The organism is Paraburkholderia pallida, assembly GCF_004524855.1.
Classification (GTDB): Bacteria; Pseudomonadota; Gammaproteobacteria; order Burkholderiales; family Burkholderiaceae; genus Paraburkholderia; species Paraburkholderia oxyphila.
The window spans coordinates 506,608-521,298 of record NZ_CP038151.1; the positions used below are offsets into that span (position 1 = coordinate 506,608).

Annotated in this window: 11 protein-coding genes; 6 read left to right on the forward strand and 5 right to left on the reverse strand. The window is 65.6% G+C overall.

Features of this window, described 5'->3' with window-relative positions:
- Positions 1-43: 43 nt before the first annotated feature.
- The 4 genes from E1956_RS37190 (at position 44) to E1956_RS37205 (ending at position 6,786) form a co-directional block, all read left to right on the forward strand.
- Positions 44-1,249 carry an acetyl-CoA C-acyltransferase gene (locus E1956_RS37190; protein WP_134758356.1) on the forward strand — a complete coding sequence of 402 codons (1,206 nt, stop codon included), beginning with the start codon at positions 44-46 and terminating at the stop codon, positions 1,247-1,249.
- 116 nt (positions 1,250-1,365) lie between these two features.
- Positions 1,366-2,448, forward strand: a complete 1,083-nt coding sequence (locus E1956_RS37195) for a WD40/YVTN/BNR-like repeat-containing protein (RefSeq protein ID WP_134758357.1) — start codon at positions 1,366-1,368, stop codon at positions 2,446-2,448.
- A gap of 89 nt (positions 2,449-2,537) precedes the next feature.
- On the forward strand, positions 2,538-4,961 hold the full coding sequence (locus E1956_RS37200) for an efflux RND transporter permease subunit (RefSeq protein ID WP_134758358.1): 2,424 nt from the start codon (positions 2,538-2,540) through the stop codon (positions 4,959-4,961).
- A 748-nt stretch (positions 4,962-5,709) separates the two neighbouring features.
- A complete protein-coding gene (locus tag E1956_RS37205; protein ID WP_134758359.1) occupies positions 5,710-6,786 on the forward strand; it encodes a Rieske 2Fe-2S domain-containing protein in 1,077 nt (358 codons plus the stop codon).
- 113 nt (positions 6,787-6,899) lie between these two features.
- On the opposite strand, the gene E1956_RS37210 is transcribed toward E1956_RS37205, so the two are convergent.
- Positions 6,900-7,817, reverse strand: a complete 918-nt coding sequence (locus E1956_RS37210; RefSeq protein ID WP_134758360.1) for a LysR family transcriptional regulator — start codon at positions 7,815-7,817, stop codon at positions 6,900-6,902.
- Between the two features lie 150 nt (positions 7,818-7,967).
- On the opposite strand from E1956_RS37210, the gene speB reads away from it, so the two are divergent.
- The gene (speB, locus tag E1956_RS37215) at positions 7,968-8,921 is read left to right on the forward strand and encodes an agmatinase (RefSeq protein WP_134758361.1); all 954 of its coding nucleotides are present in this window, start codon (positions 7,968-7,970) and stop codon (positions 8,919-8,921) included.
- A gap of 153 nt (positions 8,922-9,074) precedes the next feature.
- Entirely contained in the window at positions 9,075-10,589 is a 1,515-nt protein-coding gene (locus tag E1956_RS37220) for a purine-cytosine permease family protein (protein ID WP_134758362.1), read from the forward strand.
- Between the two features lie 76 nt (positions 10,590-10,665).
- Here E1956_RS37220 and E1956_RS37225 read toward each other — a convergent pair whose 3' ends face one another.
- The 4 genes from E1956_RS37225 to dmpE all read right to left on the reverse strand — a co-directional run bounded on the left by E1956_RS37225 (position 10,666) and on the right by dmpE (position 14,566).
- Positions 10,666-11,592: a tyrosine-protein phosphatase gene (locus tag E1956_RS37225; RefSeq protein ID WP_232072359.1), complete on the reverse strand. Its 927-nt coding sequence runs from the start codon at positions 11,590-11,592 to the stop codon at positions 10,666-10,668.
- Positions 11,593-11,721: 129 nt separating this feature from the next.
- On the reverse strand, positions 11,722-12,798 hold the full coding sequence (gene dmpG, locus E1956_RS37230; RefSeq protein WP_134758363.1) for a 4-hydroxy-2-oxovalerate aldolase: 1,077 nt from the start codon (positions 12,796-12,798) through the stop codon (positions 11,722-11,724).
- Positions 12,799-12,820: 22 nt separating this feature from the next.
- Entirely contained in the window at positions 12,821-13,711 is an 891-nt protein-coding gene (locus tag E1956_RS37235; protein ID WP_134758364.1) for an acetaldehyde dehydrogenase (acetylating), read from the reverse strand.
- 72 nt (positions 13,712-13,783) lie between these two features.
- The gene (gene dmpE / locus E1956_RS37240) at positions 13,784-14,566 is read right to left on the reverse strand and encodes a 2-oxopent-4-enoate hydratase (RefSeq protein ID WP_134758365.1); all 783 of its coding nucleotides are present in this window, start codon (positions 14,564-14,566) and stop codon (positions 13,784-13,786) included.
- Positions 14,567-14,691 lie beyond the last annotated feature (125 nt).

Consider the following 14,691-nt stretch of genomic DNA (forward strand, 5'->3'; position numbering starts at 1 on the left):
GATTGATTCAGTCCCAGACACGGGAAAAACAGGAACGCATTCGATGAACGAAGCCGTGATTGTCTCGGTGGCGCGTACGCCCATCGGCAAAGCCTACCGGGGTGTTTTCAACGATACGGAGGCGCCCGCGCTCGGCGGCCACGTGGTGCGCGCGGCTGTAGAGCGCGCAGGCCTCGAAGGCCGCGAGGTCGACGACGTGATCATGGGCTGCGCCGCGCAGCAGGGCACCCAGGGCTACAACATCGGGCGGCTTTCGGCGATCGCCGCCGGGCTGCCCGCGAGCGTGCCGGGCATGGCGCTGGACCGCATGTGCTCGTCGGGGCTCATGTCGATCGCGGTGGCCTCGCGCAGCATCGCTTGCGGCGACGCGGACATTGTCGTGGCCGGCGGCGTGGAGTCGATCACGCTCACGCAGAACCGCCACAAGAACAGCTATCGCGCCCGCGCCGAAAGCGTGCTCGCGCAGCAGCCCGCCGCCTATATGGCGATGATCGAAACGGCCGAGGTGGTCTCGCGCCGCTACGGCATCAGCCGCGCCGATCAGGACGCCTACGCACTCGTGAGCCAGCAGCGCACGGCGGCGGCGCAGGCGGCGGGGCGCTTCGACGCCGAGATCGTGCCTCTCGACGTGCGCCGCGCGCTCTTCGATAAAGAAGGCAACGTCACGGGCCACGAAAACGTGCGCGCCGAACGCGACGAATGCAACCGCGCCGACACGAGCGCCGCGAGCCTCGCCGCGCTCAAGCCCGTATGGAGCGGCGGCGAAGCCGTCGCGCAGGGCGAATACATCACGGCGGGCAATGCCTCACAGCTTTCGGACGGCGCCGCCGCCGTGGTGGTGATGAGCGCGCAAAGCGCCCGTGCGCGCGGGCTCACGCCGCTGGGCACGTTCCGCGGCATCGCGGTGGCTGGCTGCGAAGCCGACGAAATGGGCATCGGCCCCGTCTTCGCCGTGCCGAAGCTGCTCGAGCGCCACAAGCTCACGGTGGGCGACATCGGCCTGTGGGAGCTCAACGAGGCCTTCGCCTGCCAGGCGATCTATTGCCGCGACAAGCTCGGCATCCCGATGGAGCGCCTGAACGTGAACGGCGGCGCGGTTTCGCTCGGCCACCCGTTCGGCATGTCGGGCGCGCGCATGACGATGCATGCGCTCATCGAAGCGAAGCGGCGCGGCGCGCGGCTCGCGGTCGTGACGATGTGCATTGGCGGCGGCATGGGCGCGGCGGCGTTGTTCGAAATCGCGGCGTAGACCGCGAAGCACGCAGCGCAGTCCATGCAGCACGCGCAATAGCAGCAGAAAAACGTAGCAGAAAACAGTCATAGAAAGCAGTCACAGAAAGTAGTCACACCAGGAGGAGACACTCCGTGAAAAATACGCTTCCGGGCCTGCTGATGTCGGCGGCGGTGCTGGGCGCGGCGCTCTTCGCGTTCTCGCCGCGTCCATTGCCCGCCTTCCCCGCCAGCACCATCGCGGCCAATCATCTGCAGATCAATGGCCTGGCCCAGGCCGGCTCGCGCACGGTCGCCGTGGGCGAGCGCGGCGTGATCCTGCTCAGCGACGACGCCGGCAAGAGCTGGCGACGCGCCGCGGTCACGCCCGACGAGGCGTCCACGCTCACCCAGGTGTTCTTCGTATCGCCGAGCATCGGCGTTGCCGTCGGGCACGACGGCTGGATCCTGCGCACCGTGGACGGCGGCGAGCACTGGCAGGAAACCCACTTCGACCACCGCCATTCCGACCCGCTGCTGGCGATCTGGGGGCAGGCGAACGGGCCGCTCTTCGTGATCGGCAGCTTCGGACAACTGTTCGTCTCGCACGACGAAGGCGCGACTTGGACTGCCGGGAAAACTCCGACCGGCGACCGCCATCTCAACGCGATTGCGGGCGACGGCAAGGGGCGCATCGTGATCGCGGGCGAGACGGGCACGCTGCTCGTCTCCAACGACGACGGCACGACCTGGGACAAGCGTCCCTCGCCGTATGCGGGCTCGCTCTTCGGCGTGCTGCCGCTCGCGGACGGCACGTGGCTCGCCTACGGCATGCGCGGCAACGTGGTGCGCTCGACGGACGGCGGACAGACATGGGCTCATATCGACAGCGGCGTGGGTGTCTCGTACTTCGGCGCGACGCAGTTGCCGGGCGGGCGCCTCGTGCTGGTCGGGCAGGGTGGCGCCATCGTCACCTCCGACGACGAGGGCGAGCACTACGCCGTACGCAAGGCGGGCGGTGTGCAGAGCCTGGCCGCCGTGCTGGACGAAGGCCAGAGCCGCGTACTGGTGGCCGGCGAGGCGGGCGTGACGCGCTGGACCGTGCCCGCGCAGACCGTGCCGGCGCCGCGCGACCTCGCGAATGCCGCGAAGCTTGCGGGCTCGAACGCACCGTCGGGCACTGCGCCTGACGCACCGTCCAACGCGCCTTCGAACACGCCACCGCACGCACCTTCCTGAGACCGCGGCGCGTTGAGTTCTTCCCGCTGCCTTAGATCGCAGTGCAATTGGCACTGCGAACCGTTGTGCCATTCGTTGTGAGACGCACCATGACCGCCTCTACCCGTTCCTCCGCGCTCGCGCGCTTCGTCGACCGCTGCGCCGGCGCCATCATGCGCCACCGCCTCGTGCTGCTCGCCGTGTGCGTGGCGCTGACCGCCGCCTTTGGCCTCTCGGCCACGCGGCTGCGGCTCGACCCGGGCTTCAACAAGATGATCCCGATGGAACACCCGTATATGCAGGTGTTCAACCGCTATGCCAGCGCGTTTCCCGGCGCCAACACGGTGCTCGTGAGCCTGCGCTGGAAAGGCCAGGGCGACATCTACAACGAGCAGTTCATGGACGAACTGCGCCGCGCGACTGACGACGTCTTCTTCATCCCCGGCGTCAACCGCTCGCGCGTGTTTTCGCTGTTCACGCCGAACGTGCGTTACACGGAAGTGACCGAAGCGGGCTTTCGCGGCGACGTGGTCGTGCCGGGCCAGTTCAGCAGCGCCAATCCCGCCGACCTCGCGAAGGTGCGCCGCAACGTGGCGCGCTCGGGCCAGATCGGCCGTCTCGTGAGCAACGACCTCAAGGCCGGGCTGATCCGCGCGGAACTGCGCGAGACCGATCCCACCACGGGCAAGCGGCTCGACTATGGCGCGGTGGCCAAGCAGCTCGAACAGATCCGCGCGCGCTACGCCAACCAGAACGTCGAAGTGGACATCATCGGCTTCGCGAAGCTGGTGGGCGACGTGGAGGCGGGCATCGCGGGCGTGATGGTGTTCTTCGGCATTGCGTTTGCCGTGACGGCCGCGCTGCTGCTCGCCTATACGCGCTCGCTGAAGACCACGGCGCTTGCGCTGTGCGTCGCGCTGCTGCCGGTGGTGTGGCTGCTGGGCGCGCTGCCGATCCTCGGCCTCGGCATCGACCCGATGTCGATTCTCGTGCCGTTCCTGATCTTCTCGATTGGCGTCTCGCACGCAGTGCAGATGACCAACGCCTGGAAGCAGGCGCTGGCCACCGGCCTTTCCTCGGTCGACGCCGCGCGTGACGCGTTCCGCAAGCTGTTCGTGCCGGGCACCGTGGCATTGCTCACGAACGCGCTGGGCTTCATGGTGATCATGCGCATCCGCATCGACATCGTGCGCGAGCTTGGCGTGACCGCGTGCCTGGGCGTGCTGCTGATGATCATCACGAACAAGGTGTTCCTGCCGATCCTGCTCTCGTACACGAAGCTGGAGCGCGGCGCGCTCGCGCGTGCGCAGCACAGCGCGGTGCGCAGCAAGGAAGGCGGCTGGGCGCGCTTTGGCGTGTTCGCGCGGCCGCTGCCGGCGCTTGGCGTATTCGCGGTGGCGCTCGCGCTGCTCGCTTACGGTGCCGAGGCTTCGCGTGGCCTGCAGATTGGCGACATCGGCTCGGGTGCACCGGAGTTGCGCACGAACTCGCGCTACAACGTGGATAACGCGCGCATCACGAGCCAGTACAACATTGGCGTGGACGCGCTGGCCGTGATCGTGGAGACGCAGGGCTACGACGACGCGTGCCTGCACTACCCGGTGATGAGCGCCATCGAGCGCTTCGAGATGCAGATGCGCGGCGTATCGGGCGTGCAGTCGGTGGTGAGCGTGCCATCGCTGGCGAAGGTGTCGATTGCCGCGTTCAACGAGGGCAATCCGAGGTGGGCGGCGCTGCCGCGATCGACGGATGGCCTTACGCAGGGGGCGAGCGCGTTCGATCCCGATAACGGGATGAATACGGAGAACTGCCAGGCGATCCAGGTGTTGATCTACACGGATAACCATGAAGGTCGCACGATTGCGCACATTGTTGATGAGATCAAGCGCTTCGCGGCGGAGGACGAGACCAAGGGTGTGGAGTTCCGGCTCGCGGGCGGCAATGTGGGGGTGATGGCGGCGACTAACGAGGCCGTTGCCGATGCTGAAATCGCCATGTTGCTGTCGATCTTTGGGGCTATCGCGTTGCTGTGTCTCGTGACGTTCCGGTCGTGGCGTGCGGTGCTGTGTGTGATCGTGCCGCTCACGATTGTCTCGATTCTTTGTAATGCCGTGATGGCGAAGCTTGGGATTGGGTTGAAGGTGGCTACGTTGCCGGTTATCACGCTTGGCGTGGGGGTGGGGGTCGATTACGGCATCTATCTCTACGAGCGCTTGCAGCATGAGGTGCGTGCGGGGGCGAGCTTGCCCGAGGCGTTTGGGGAGGCCATGCGGCAGCGTGGGACGGCAGCGCTCTTTACTGCGGCCACGATGTTTATTGGTGTGGGTACGTGGGCGGGTTCCGCGCTCAAGTTCCAGGTGGATATGGGGGTGTTGCTGGCGTTCATGTTCCTTGTGAACCTGTTTGGTGCGGTGTTTTTGTTGCCGGCTCTGGCCGCGTGGCTGGGGGTGGAGCGCGCCGAGCGTCGCGTGGGGAGTGTGACGAGTGCGGCGCGTCGCGCTAGTGTGGAAGAGGCCGCTCATGCGCGGCCCTGAGAGCGCGATTCAGATTTGATTGGGCTTGTTGGCAGCCTTGGCCTTAACTTGTATTCGCGGCGGGCCGCAAGCGTTGCCCCTGTGCGGGGCGGCACCTACTTTTCTTTGCCGCGGCAAAGAAAAGTAGGCAAAAGAAAGCCGCTCAAACCGCTAGTGTGACGCAGTGGATCACTAACCTTATATCGGAGCGGCTCCGGAGCATCCGTCATCTCGCACACTCCGCGTTAGTGACAAGGGGCTCATCCTTCCCGCTGCGCGCTACGCGCGTGCGGAAGGGTCTGCAAGGAAAACCGGACGTAGTGCAGGCGTATATGCAGGAGTTCTACGAATACACGTGCAACCCACTGGTTTGGGTTGTGCCCCACGGCGCGCGCAGCGCCGCCGGAGGTATGAGCCCTTGGTCACTCCGATTTGGGGCGAGTGGTGACAGACGCCCCGGAGCCGCTCCGATTGGAGGGCAGTGGTGGACAGCGTCACACTGGCGGTGTGAGCCGCTTTCTTTTGCCTACTTTTCTTTGCGGCTGCAAAGAAAAGTAGGTGCCGCCCCGCACAGGGGCAACGCCTGCGGCCCGCCGCGAAAACAAGTTAAGGCCAATTCGCAACAACCCGCGAGAAAAAACTCAGGAACGGAAAGCTAAAAACGCTAAAAGAGAGCGAAGGGGGGCACCCCCCATAAGCAACCCTCACTACGCACAGCAAGCGCCGCACACCACCCCAGTGCGGCACAAAACATAGAAGGAGAACATCAATGTCCGCACGCCCTTACAAAATAGAAGCGCATCCGCTCACCCAGCGCTATGCCCGCGGCTGGCATTGCCTCGGCCTCGCGAGCGACTATCAGGACGGCAAGCCGCACACGCTGAACGTATTCGGCCAGCGCCTGGCCGCCTTCGCCGATTCGGCGGGCGAGATCCACGTAGTAGACGGCTACTGCCCGCACATGGGCGCCGACCTCTCGACCGGCCGCGTGGAAGGCGACACACTGGTATGCCCCTTCCACGGCTGGCAATGGAACGGCGATGGCCAGTGCCAATCCATCCCCTACTGCAAACGCATTCCGCCCAAAGCAAAGATCGGCGCATGGCGCACCAGCGTCCAAAACAAGCTGCTCTTCATCTGGCACGACCCCGAAGGCGCCGAGCCGCCCGAAAGCGTGGCGATTCCGCCGATCCCCGCCTGCGAGTCGGACGAGTGGTCCGACTGGGTCGTCGACAAAATGGTGATCGGCACCAACTGCCGCGAGCTGGTGGACAACATCTCCGACATGGCCCACTTCGCGACCGTGCACGGCGCACCGGTCGATTACTTCGCCAATCTCTTCGAAGACCACAAGGCCACGCAGTTGCTCGTGGGCCGCAGCGAACGCCTGGGCGGCGACGAACTGATCGCGCTCTCCACCTATTTCGGCCCCGCGTATCACATCACGGAAATGACGGGCGAAAGCGGCGGCCATCCGATTCACTCGATCCTGCTGAACTGCCACGTGCCCATCGACATGAACAGCTTCGAGCTGCGCTATGGCGTGATGGTCAAGAAGATTCCCGGCATCTCCGAAGAGCAGAACCTCGAGATCGCGCGCGCCTATGTGGCCCAGGCGCAGGCGGCGTTCTATGAAGACGTGGCGATCTGGGACAGCAAGACCCGCATCGACAATCCGCTCCTCTGCGAAGGCGACGGCCCGCTCTATCAGATGCGCGACTGGTACAACCAGTTCTACCTCGACGCCGCCGACGTGCGGCCCTCGACCCGCGCGCGCAAGGTGTTCGAGATCACGGTGCGCGAAGGCGGCTCGGTGCCGCCGCTGCACCACGTGTTCGAAGGCTGAGCAATGTGAACAGCGCGGCAGGCGGCGCGGCGTGGCGCGCGCCGTGCTTGCCGCGCGAGCTCGGTTGGGCGATCACGCTCGCCTGACCATATGGTTGGCAGCGCAACGAGCCGTCACGCTTCGTCGCCCGCCTCTTGCGGGTGCGCGTTGCGCAAATCCTCCAGAAACGCCTGCACGATCGGATCGTGGCTGCTGCGTTTTTGCGTGACCATGTGAAACGTCACCTCGTAGGTGAGTTCCTTGGGATTGAGCGCCGCCAGCAGCCCGCGCCGCACGTGCGGCGCCGCGAACTGCTGCGGCAGGTAGCCCAGATGATGGCCGGACAGGATCAGCAGCGACACGGCCTCCATGTTGTCGGCCTGCGCGCTCACCTTGTTCGCCGTGGTCGAATGCTGGGCCTCCGGCGTCGGGTAGGTGCGCCACACCCATTCGTGATCGGCCACTTCGGCGGGCGCGAGCTTGCCCGCGCGCTCGAACAGCGGATGCCCGCGCCCGCAATAGGCGATCTGCCGCTCGACGAAGAGCGGCGTGTATTCGAGCGTCGGCACGCGATGCCAGAAATAGCCCACGGCAATCTGGATCTCGCCATTGAGCAGCTGCTCTTCGAGCTCGCCCGGCGACTTCACCGAAATCGAGAAGCGCACCGCTTCGTCGCGCTTCTTGAATGAGGCGATCGCCTCGCTGATGCGCGCATTCTGGCTGATCGGCGTGTGGCCGATCAGGCCAATCCCCAACGTCCCCACGAGCTTGCGGTCCAGGTGCCGCGCCTTGAGCGCGAACTCCTCGGCGGCCGCGAGCAGCGTGGTGGCGAGCTCGTACATGCGCTCGCCCTTTTCGGTCAGACGAAAGCCGCTGCGCCCGCGCTCGCACAGCCGGTAGCCGAGGCGCGTCTCGAGCGTCGAGAGCTGCGCGCTGATGGTGGGCTGGCTCACGTTAAGCGTCGTTTGCGCGACGCTCACGCCGCCGGCCTCCACCACGGCCACGAAGACGCGCAACAGGCGCAGGTCGAGGTCGGTCAGGCTGCCGAGCATGGGTTCTCCAGGAATTTCATCGATACATAGCAATATACCAATGTAAACAATGTGGATTCGTTATTTATCTTTGCTTGACGGATGCTTAAAACTGCGCCTGTAGCCGATTCGCATGATACGGCGGAATGAATGAGAACGTGGAGCACGGATATGTCTGACAATTTCTACCAACCCCTCGGCGGCAACGTCATGCCCCGCTGCGGCGGCATCGCAACGATGATGCGCCTGCCGCAGGTCGAAAGCGCCAAGGGCCTCGACGCCTGCTTCGTGGGCGTGCCGTTCGATCTGGGCACCTCGAACCGCACCGGCGCGCGCTTCGGCCCGCGCCAGATCCGCTCAGAATCCGTGCTGCTGCGTCCCTATAACATGGCGACGCGCGCGGCGCCGTTCGACTCGCTGCAAGTGGCCGATATCGGCGACGTGGCGACGAACCCCTACAATCTCGCCGACTCGATCACGCGCATCGAACACGCCTACGACGCGATCCTCGAGCACGGTTGCCGCCCCATTTCGATGGGCGGCGACCACACGATCACGCTGCCGATCCTGCGTGCGATCCACCGCAAGTACGGCCCCGTGGGCCTGATCCACGTGGACGCGCACGCCGACGTCAACGACACGATGTTTGGCGAGAAAATCGCCCATGGCACGCCGTTTCGCCGCGCCGTTGAAGAAGGGCTGCTCGATTGCAACCGCGTCGTGCAGATCGGTCTGCGCGGCACGGGCTACGAGGCCGAGGACTTCGACTGGTGCCGCCAGCAGGGCTTCAAGGTCGTGCAGGCCGAGGAATGCTGGAACCGTTCGCTCGAGCCGCTGATGGAAGAAGTGCGCGCGCGTGTGCAGGGCGGCCCGGTCTACCTGAGCTTCGATATCGATGGCATCGACCCGGCCTACGCCCCCGGCACCGGCACGCCCGAAATTGCGGGCCTGACCGTGCCGCAGGCGCTCGAGATCATCCGCGGCACCTGGGGCGTCGACATCGTCGGCGCGGATCTCGTGGAAGTCGCGCCGCCGTACGACCCGTTCGGCACCACGGCGCTGCTGGGCGCGAACCTCGCGTTCGAGATGCTCTGCGTGCTGCCGGGCGTGAAGCGTCGCAGCTAAGCGCAACATGAAGCGCCGCCACACGTAGCGCAGTCGCCGTGAGCGGCGCGTGCGGGCAGCATGGCCCGTGCGCCGCCGCCACGCGGCCAATGCGGTAGGGAAAACGCAGTAAAAAGAGCAGTAGAAGAGCAGGACATTCAGGAGACTTGTTGTATGACAGCACAAGAGCATGCCGCACGGGCGGCGGCCGGCGACGCGGGCCTCGAAATCGAAAACCATTCGATCGACTACATTCCCGAAAGCGAGCGCCACGCGAAGCTCAGCAGCCAGGGGCCGTTCTGGTTCCTCGGCAATTTCCATTTCTTCACCATCTCGATCGGCTTCGTTGGCCCGAGCATGGGGCTCTCGGCTGGGTGGACGACGCTGGGCGGCGCGCTCGGCATCATGTTCGGCACCATCTTCATGGCGTTCCACGGCTCCCAGGGCCCGGAGATGGGCCTGCCGCAGATGATCCAGTCGCGCGCGCAGTTCGGCTATCGCGGCGTGGCGCTCGCGCTGCTCGCGACGCTGTTCGTATTCGTCGGCTTTAACGTCGTGAACGTCACGCTCATCATGAGCGGGCTGAAAAACGTGTTCGGCCTGAGCCCGGCGCTGGTGGCGGTCGTTGCGGCGGTCGCGGGCGGGCTGCTGGCGATCTTCGGTCACGACCTCATGCACAAGGCGTTCAAGTGGGCGCTGATCGTGACGCTGCCGCTCTATGCGCTCGTCACGCTCGCGCTGATCTTCGGCGCGGGCAAGGGCGGCGCCGGCGCCGCGTTGGCGGCCAATGCGGCGAGCACGCACCTCGGCTTCAACTGGGTCGCGTTCATCACGCAGTTCGCCATTGGCGCGAGCTACAACATCTCCTATGCACCCTATGTGTCCGACTACTCGCGCTATCTGCCCAAGCATACGAGCCGCGCGAAGCTGATCTCGGCGATCTTCCTGGGCGCGTCGCTCTCGGGCGCGTGGATGATCGGCCTAGGCGCATGGCTCGCGCAGCAACTGCAGGCCACCGACGCGCTCGTCGCGCTGAACCAGGTGGGCGCGAAGCTGTTCCCGGGCTGCGGCAGCATTCTCGTGGTGGTGTCGGTGGCGGGCTTCCTGCCGATCATCGCGCTGAACACCTATAGCGCGATGCTGACGCTGCTGACCGGCGTGGACTCGTTCCGCAAGATCCAGCCGACGCGCCGCGCGCGGGTTGGCGCGGTGCTCGCGATCAGCGCGATCGTGCTCGTGTGCACGCTGTCGATCCCGGGTAACGGCGTGGCGCTGCTCAACACGTTCCTCGTGCTGATGCTGTACTTCCTCGTGCCCTGGACCGCGGTGAATCTGGTCGATTACTTCTTCGTGCGCAAGGGCCGCTATGCGATCACGCACTTCTTCACGCCGGACGGCATCTATGGTGCGTGGCAGGCGCGCGGGATCGTGGCCTATCTGATCGGCTTTGCCGCGATGATTCCGTTCTTCTCGATCGTGGACAACGAGTCGGGCAAGGAGATCTTCGTCGGCTACTTCGCGCATCAGATGAGCGGCATCGATCTCGCCTGGCTCGTCGGGTTGATCGTTGCTGGCGCAACCTATTATGTGTTGAGCCGCTCGCTCGATCTCGCCGCTGAAGAAAAGGTCATTCGCAAGATCAGCGAGCGTGACATCGTGGCGATGGCGCGTCAGACTTCGGGGCAGTGATCGTTTAGCACCGGCTCGTGTGATGAGGCCGGCGGGGCCGGTTGCGTTTCGCGCGACCGGCCCGGTATCAGTCTTTCTAATCCGCCCCAGCTACGAGATAGTTGCGGCGGATTTTTTCTATATCCACGTGCAGCACATCGGCAAGATAGTGCTGCATGCCGCCATAGCGTTCATCGATCACGGCCATTGCGGCGCTGATGTAATCGGGATCGACATCGAGCAACGGTTGAGCGACGGCGGGTGCCACGCCAATCTTCTGCAACTGCACCAACGCGCGCGCGTTGCCCGCTGCGTTATAGCGGTTCGACTCCAGATAGTTCGCGATGACCGTCGCGCGGTCCACGCCCAACGCCGAAAGCAGCAGCACCGTCGCGAAGCCGGTTCGGTCCTTGCCTGCCGTGCAGTGATAAAGCAGCGTCTTGTCCGCCTCGGCGAGCTTCAGGAAGCGGGCGAACTGCGCCTGGTAATCCTGGGGGAACTGGCGGTAGAGTTCGACCATGAAGCGATGCATCTGCTCGGGCGTCGAGCGCTTGAGCATCGGCACGATGGCGGCGGGCGAGAGGTCGCCCGCGAGCACCGGGTCAGCCATCCAGGGAAAGAGCGCGCCGAATGCGGCTTCGGCAGGCGTCTTCTCGCTGGCGGCGCGAAAGTCCACCACATCGTCCAGATGCAAGGCCGCGAGACGCGCGAAGTCGGCGGGCGTGCCCAGCGCGGGGTTCCCGCTGCGATAGAGGCGATGCGGCGCGACGCGCAGGCCACCGGCACCAACGAGGCCGCCCAGGTCGCGCAGGTTCTGCACGTGATCCATGGGTATCAGGCGGTCGGTGTCGGGCTGGGCCGTGGCAATGGCGCGGATGGCAGGTGCGGGTTCGGCAGGCGCGGGCGTGGAGGTCTGGGCCGTCGCGGCATGAGCGATCACGCTCGTGGTGAGCGATACACCGGCGATGCGTGCCGCACGGCACAGCGCGTTGCGGCGGCGAGGAGAGCGGGGAGGCTGTTGCATGGGCTGGGGCCAGTGGGAGAAGATCGGGAGGAGTAAAGCAAGCGCAAAGCGCGCGCCGTCTTGCAACGGCGCGCGCTCTCGGACTACCACGCGAATGCGACTACGGTTCAACGCTTTAGTGCACGGCGCTCACGCCGCCACACTGAGCCCGCGCGCACGCGCGAAATTGATCGCTGTGTCTTCGATCATGTCTTCCTGGCCGCCCACGAGGCGCTGGCGGCCCAGCTCCACGAGGATGTCGCGTGCGGGCACGCCGTACTTCGCCTCGGCGCGCTTCGCGAACAGCAGGAACGACGAATAGACGCCCGCGTAGCCGAGCGTGAGCGCGTCGCGGTCGATGCGGATGGGCGCGTCCATGATCGGCAGCACGAGGTCTTCGGCCACGTCGGAGATCGCGAACACGTCCACGCCCGTCTCGATGCCCATGCGTTCGCACACGGCCACGAACACTTCCATGGGCGTGTTGCCCGCGCCCGCGCCAAGCCCGGCCGCGGCGGCGTCGATGCGGCGTGCGCCCGCCTCGATAGCCGCGAGCGAGTTCGCAATGCCCATGGCGAGATTGTGGTGGCCGTGAAAGCCCAGCTCGGTCTCGGGGCGCAGGGCCTCGCGCACGGGCTTGAGGCGCGCAGTCACGTCATGCGGGAGCATATAGCCCGCGGAGTCGGTGATATAGATACAGTTCGCGCCGTACGACTCCATGAGCTTCGCCTGTTCGACCAGCAGCTCGGGCGGCGCCATGTGCGCCATCATCAGGAATCCTACGGTATCCATGCCGAGCTCGCGCGCGAGGCCGATGTGCTGGCCCGAGACGTCGGCTTCGGTGCAATGCGTGGCCACGCGGATCGTGTTCACGCCGAGCCCGTGCGCCATGCGCAGATGGTCGACAGTGCCGATCCCGGGCAGCAGCAGCGCCGAGACCTTGGCCTGCTTCAGCTCGCCGATCACGGCTTCGAGATAGGCCTCGTCGCTATGCGCGGGGAAGCCGTAGTTGACCGACGCGCCACCGAGGCCGTCGCCGTGCGTGACTTCGATGAGCGGCACGCCGGCGGCGTCGAGCCCGCGAGCGATGCTGCGCATCTGGTCGAGCGAGATCTGGTGGCGCTTGGGGTGCATGCCGTCGCGCAGCGTCATGTCATGCACGGTGATGCGGGTGCCCGCGAGCGGGTGCTGCGGGATTGCGGGGGTTTCCGGTTTTTCGGTTTGCATCGTGACTCCTGTCGTATCGGTATCAGGCGGCTGCGGCGGCCAGCATCTGCTCGGCGAACACTTCGCCGGTGCGGGCGGCGGCGGCCGTCATGATGTCGAGATTGCCCGCGTAGCGCGGCAGGTAATCGCCCAGGCCGGCCACTTCCATGAACACGGAGACGCGCTTGCCGTCGAACACCGGCCCGTTCTTGAGCGTGTAGCCCGGCACGTAGCGGCGCACTTCCTCCACCATCTTGTGCACCGAGGCGGTGATGGCCTCGACATTGGGCTCATCCTCGGTGAGGCAGTGGATCGTGTCGCGCATGATGAGCGGCGGCTCGGCCGGATTGATCACGATGATGGCCTTGCCGCGCTTGGCACCGCCCACGCTTTCGATGGCGCGCGACGTGGTGCGCGTGAATTCGTCGATGTTCTTGCGCGTGCCGGGGCCGACCGAGCGCGAGGACACGGTTGCGACGATCTCGCCATAGGCCACGGGTTGCACACGCGCGACCGCGTGCACGATGGGGATGGTCGCCTGGCCGCCGCAGGTGACCATGTTGACGTTCATCGCGTCGGTGACATGCTCGTCCAGGTTCACGGGCGGCACGCAGAACGGGCCGATTGCGGCGGGCGTGAGGTCGATCACGCGCACGCCGCGCGCGGTCAGCTTGTCGGAGTGCTCGCGGTGCACATAGGCCGAGGTTGCGTCGAAGGCGATGCGGATCTGATCGGCTTCCAGATGCGGCAGGAGGCCGTCGATGCCGTCGGCGGTGGTTTTCAGGCCCAGCGCCTGGGCGCGCGCGAGCCCTTCGGAGGTCGGATCGACGCCGACCATCCAGACGGGTTCGAGCACGGTGCTGCGGCGCAGCTTGTAGAGCAGATCGGTGCCGATGTTGCCGGGGCCGATCAGCGCGCATTGAATCTTGCTCATGGATCTTTCCTTGTTGATGTGACCTTTGCTTTTACTGCCATCCTTTTGGATTGCAGACGATAGGCAGACCGTTTAGACGAAGCTGACTTCGCAGCCGCCGATGCCTTCGATGCGCATCGAGAGGCGGTCGCCGGCGCTAACCGGAATTAGCGCGGCGAGCGCGCCCGAGAGCACGACTTCGCCTGCGAGCAGCGGCATGCCGAGTTCGCCGAGCGTATTGGCGAGCCATGCCACGGCGTCGGCGGGGTGGCCGAGGGCGGCGGCGCCCACGCCTTCGCCGGCGTTGTTGCCGTTCTTTTCGATGCGCATGTGGCAGGCCGCGAGATCGACGTCGTGGGGTGAGACGCGTTCGGGGCCGAGCACGTAGACGCCGCTGGAGGCGTTGTCGGCCACGGTGTCGCCAATGCGGATTGCCCAGTCGCGAATGCGCGAATCGACGATTTCGAAGCATGCGCCTACGGCTTCCGTGGCTTCGAGCACGGCGGCGCGGTCTACGCCGGGGCCGCGCAGGTCGCTGCGGAGGTAGAAGGCGATTTCGCCTTCGGCGCGCGGCTGGATCAGCGTGTGGGCCGGGATGGCGGCGCCGCTTTCGTAGTGCATGCCGGAGAGCAGCATGCCGAAGTCGGGCTGGCGGACGTCGAGCATGTCCTGGACCGCTTTGCTGGTTACGCCGATTTTTTTGCCCACTACGGCTTCGCCGGCTGCTACCCGGCGTGCGATGAAGTGCTGCTGGATGCGGTAGGCGTCGGAAAGCGGCAGCTCGGGCAGGCGCGTGGTGAGCGGGGCGATGGGCATCCGTTCGAGCCAGGCAGCGAAGAGGGCGTCGCCGAGCGCCGCATGTTGGGCTGATGTCATGTCGGTGGCGTTCATCATTTTTGAACGTTGTTGGTTGCTGGCTGCGTTGGCCTTAACTTGTATTGCAGGCGTGTGGCACCTACTTTGCAGCCGCAAAAGTAGGCAAAGCCGCTCAAACCGCCAGT

What these genes read in the sequence shown, in the direction of transcription:
- E1956_RS37225 (WP_232072359.1), bottom strand. Translation starts at nt 11,592, where the DNA reads ATGCAACAGCCTCCCCGCTCTCCTCGCCGCCGCAACGCGCTGTGCCGT.
- dmpE (WP_134758365.1), bottom strand. Translation starts at nt 14,566, where the DNA reads ATGACATCAGCCCAACATGCGGCGCTCGGCGACGCCCTCTTCGCTGCC.
- E1956_RS37205 (WP_134758359.1), top strand. Translation starts at nt 5,710, where the DNA reads ATGTCCGCACGCCCTTACAAAATAGAAGCGCATCCGCTCACCCAGCGC.
- E1956_RS37190 (WP_134758356.1), top strand. Translation starts at nt 44, where the DNA reads ATGAACGAAGCCGTGATTGTCTCGGTGGCGCGTACGCCCATCGGCAAA.
- speB (WP_134758361.1), top strand. Translation starts at nt 7,968, where the DNA reads ATGTCTGACAATTTCTACCAACCCCTCGGCGGCAACGTCATGCCCCGC.
- E1956_RS37220 (WP_134758362.1), top strand. Translation starts at nt 9,075, where the DNA reads ATGACAGCACAAGAGCATGCCGCACGGGCGGCGGCCGGCGACGCGGGC.
- dmpG (WP_134758363.1), bottom strand. Translation starts at nt 12,798, where the DNA reads ATGCAAACCGAAAAACCGGAAACCCCCGCAATCCCGCAGCACCCGCTC.
- E1956_RS37235 (WP_134758364.1), bottom strand. Translation starts at nt 13,711, where the DNA reads ATGAGCAAGATTCAATGCGCGCTGATCGGCCCCGGCAACATCGGCACC.
- E1956_RS37210 (WP_134758360.1), bottom strand. Translation starts at nt 7,817, where the DNA reads ATGCTCGGCAGCCTGACCGACCTCGACCTGCGCCTGTTGCGCGTCTTC.
- E1956_RS37200 (WP_134758358.1), top strand. Translation starts at nt 2,538, where the DNA reads ATGACCGCCTCTACCCGTTCCTCCGCGCTCGCGCGCTTCGTCGACCGC.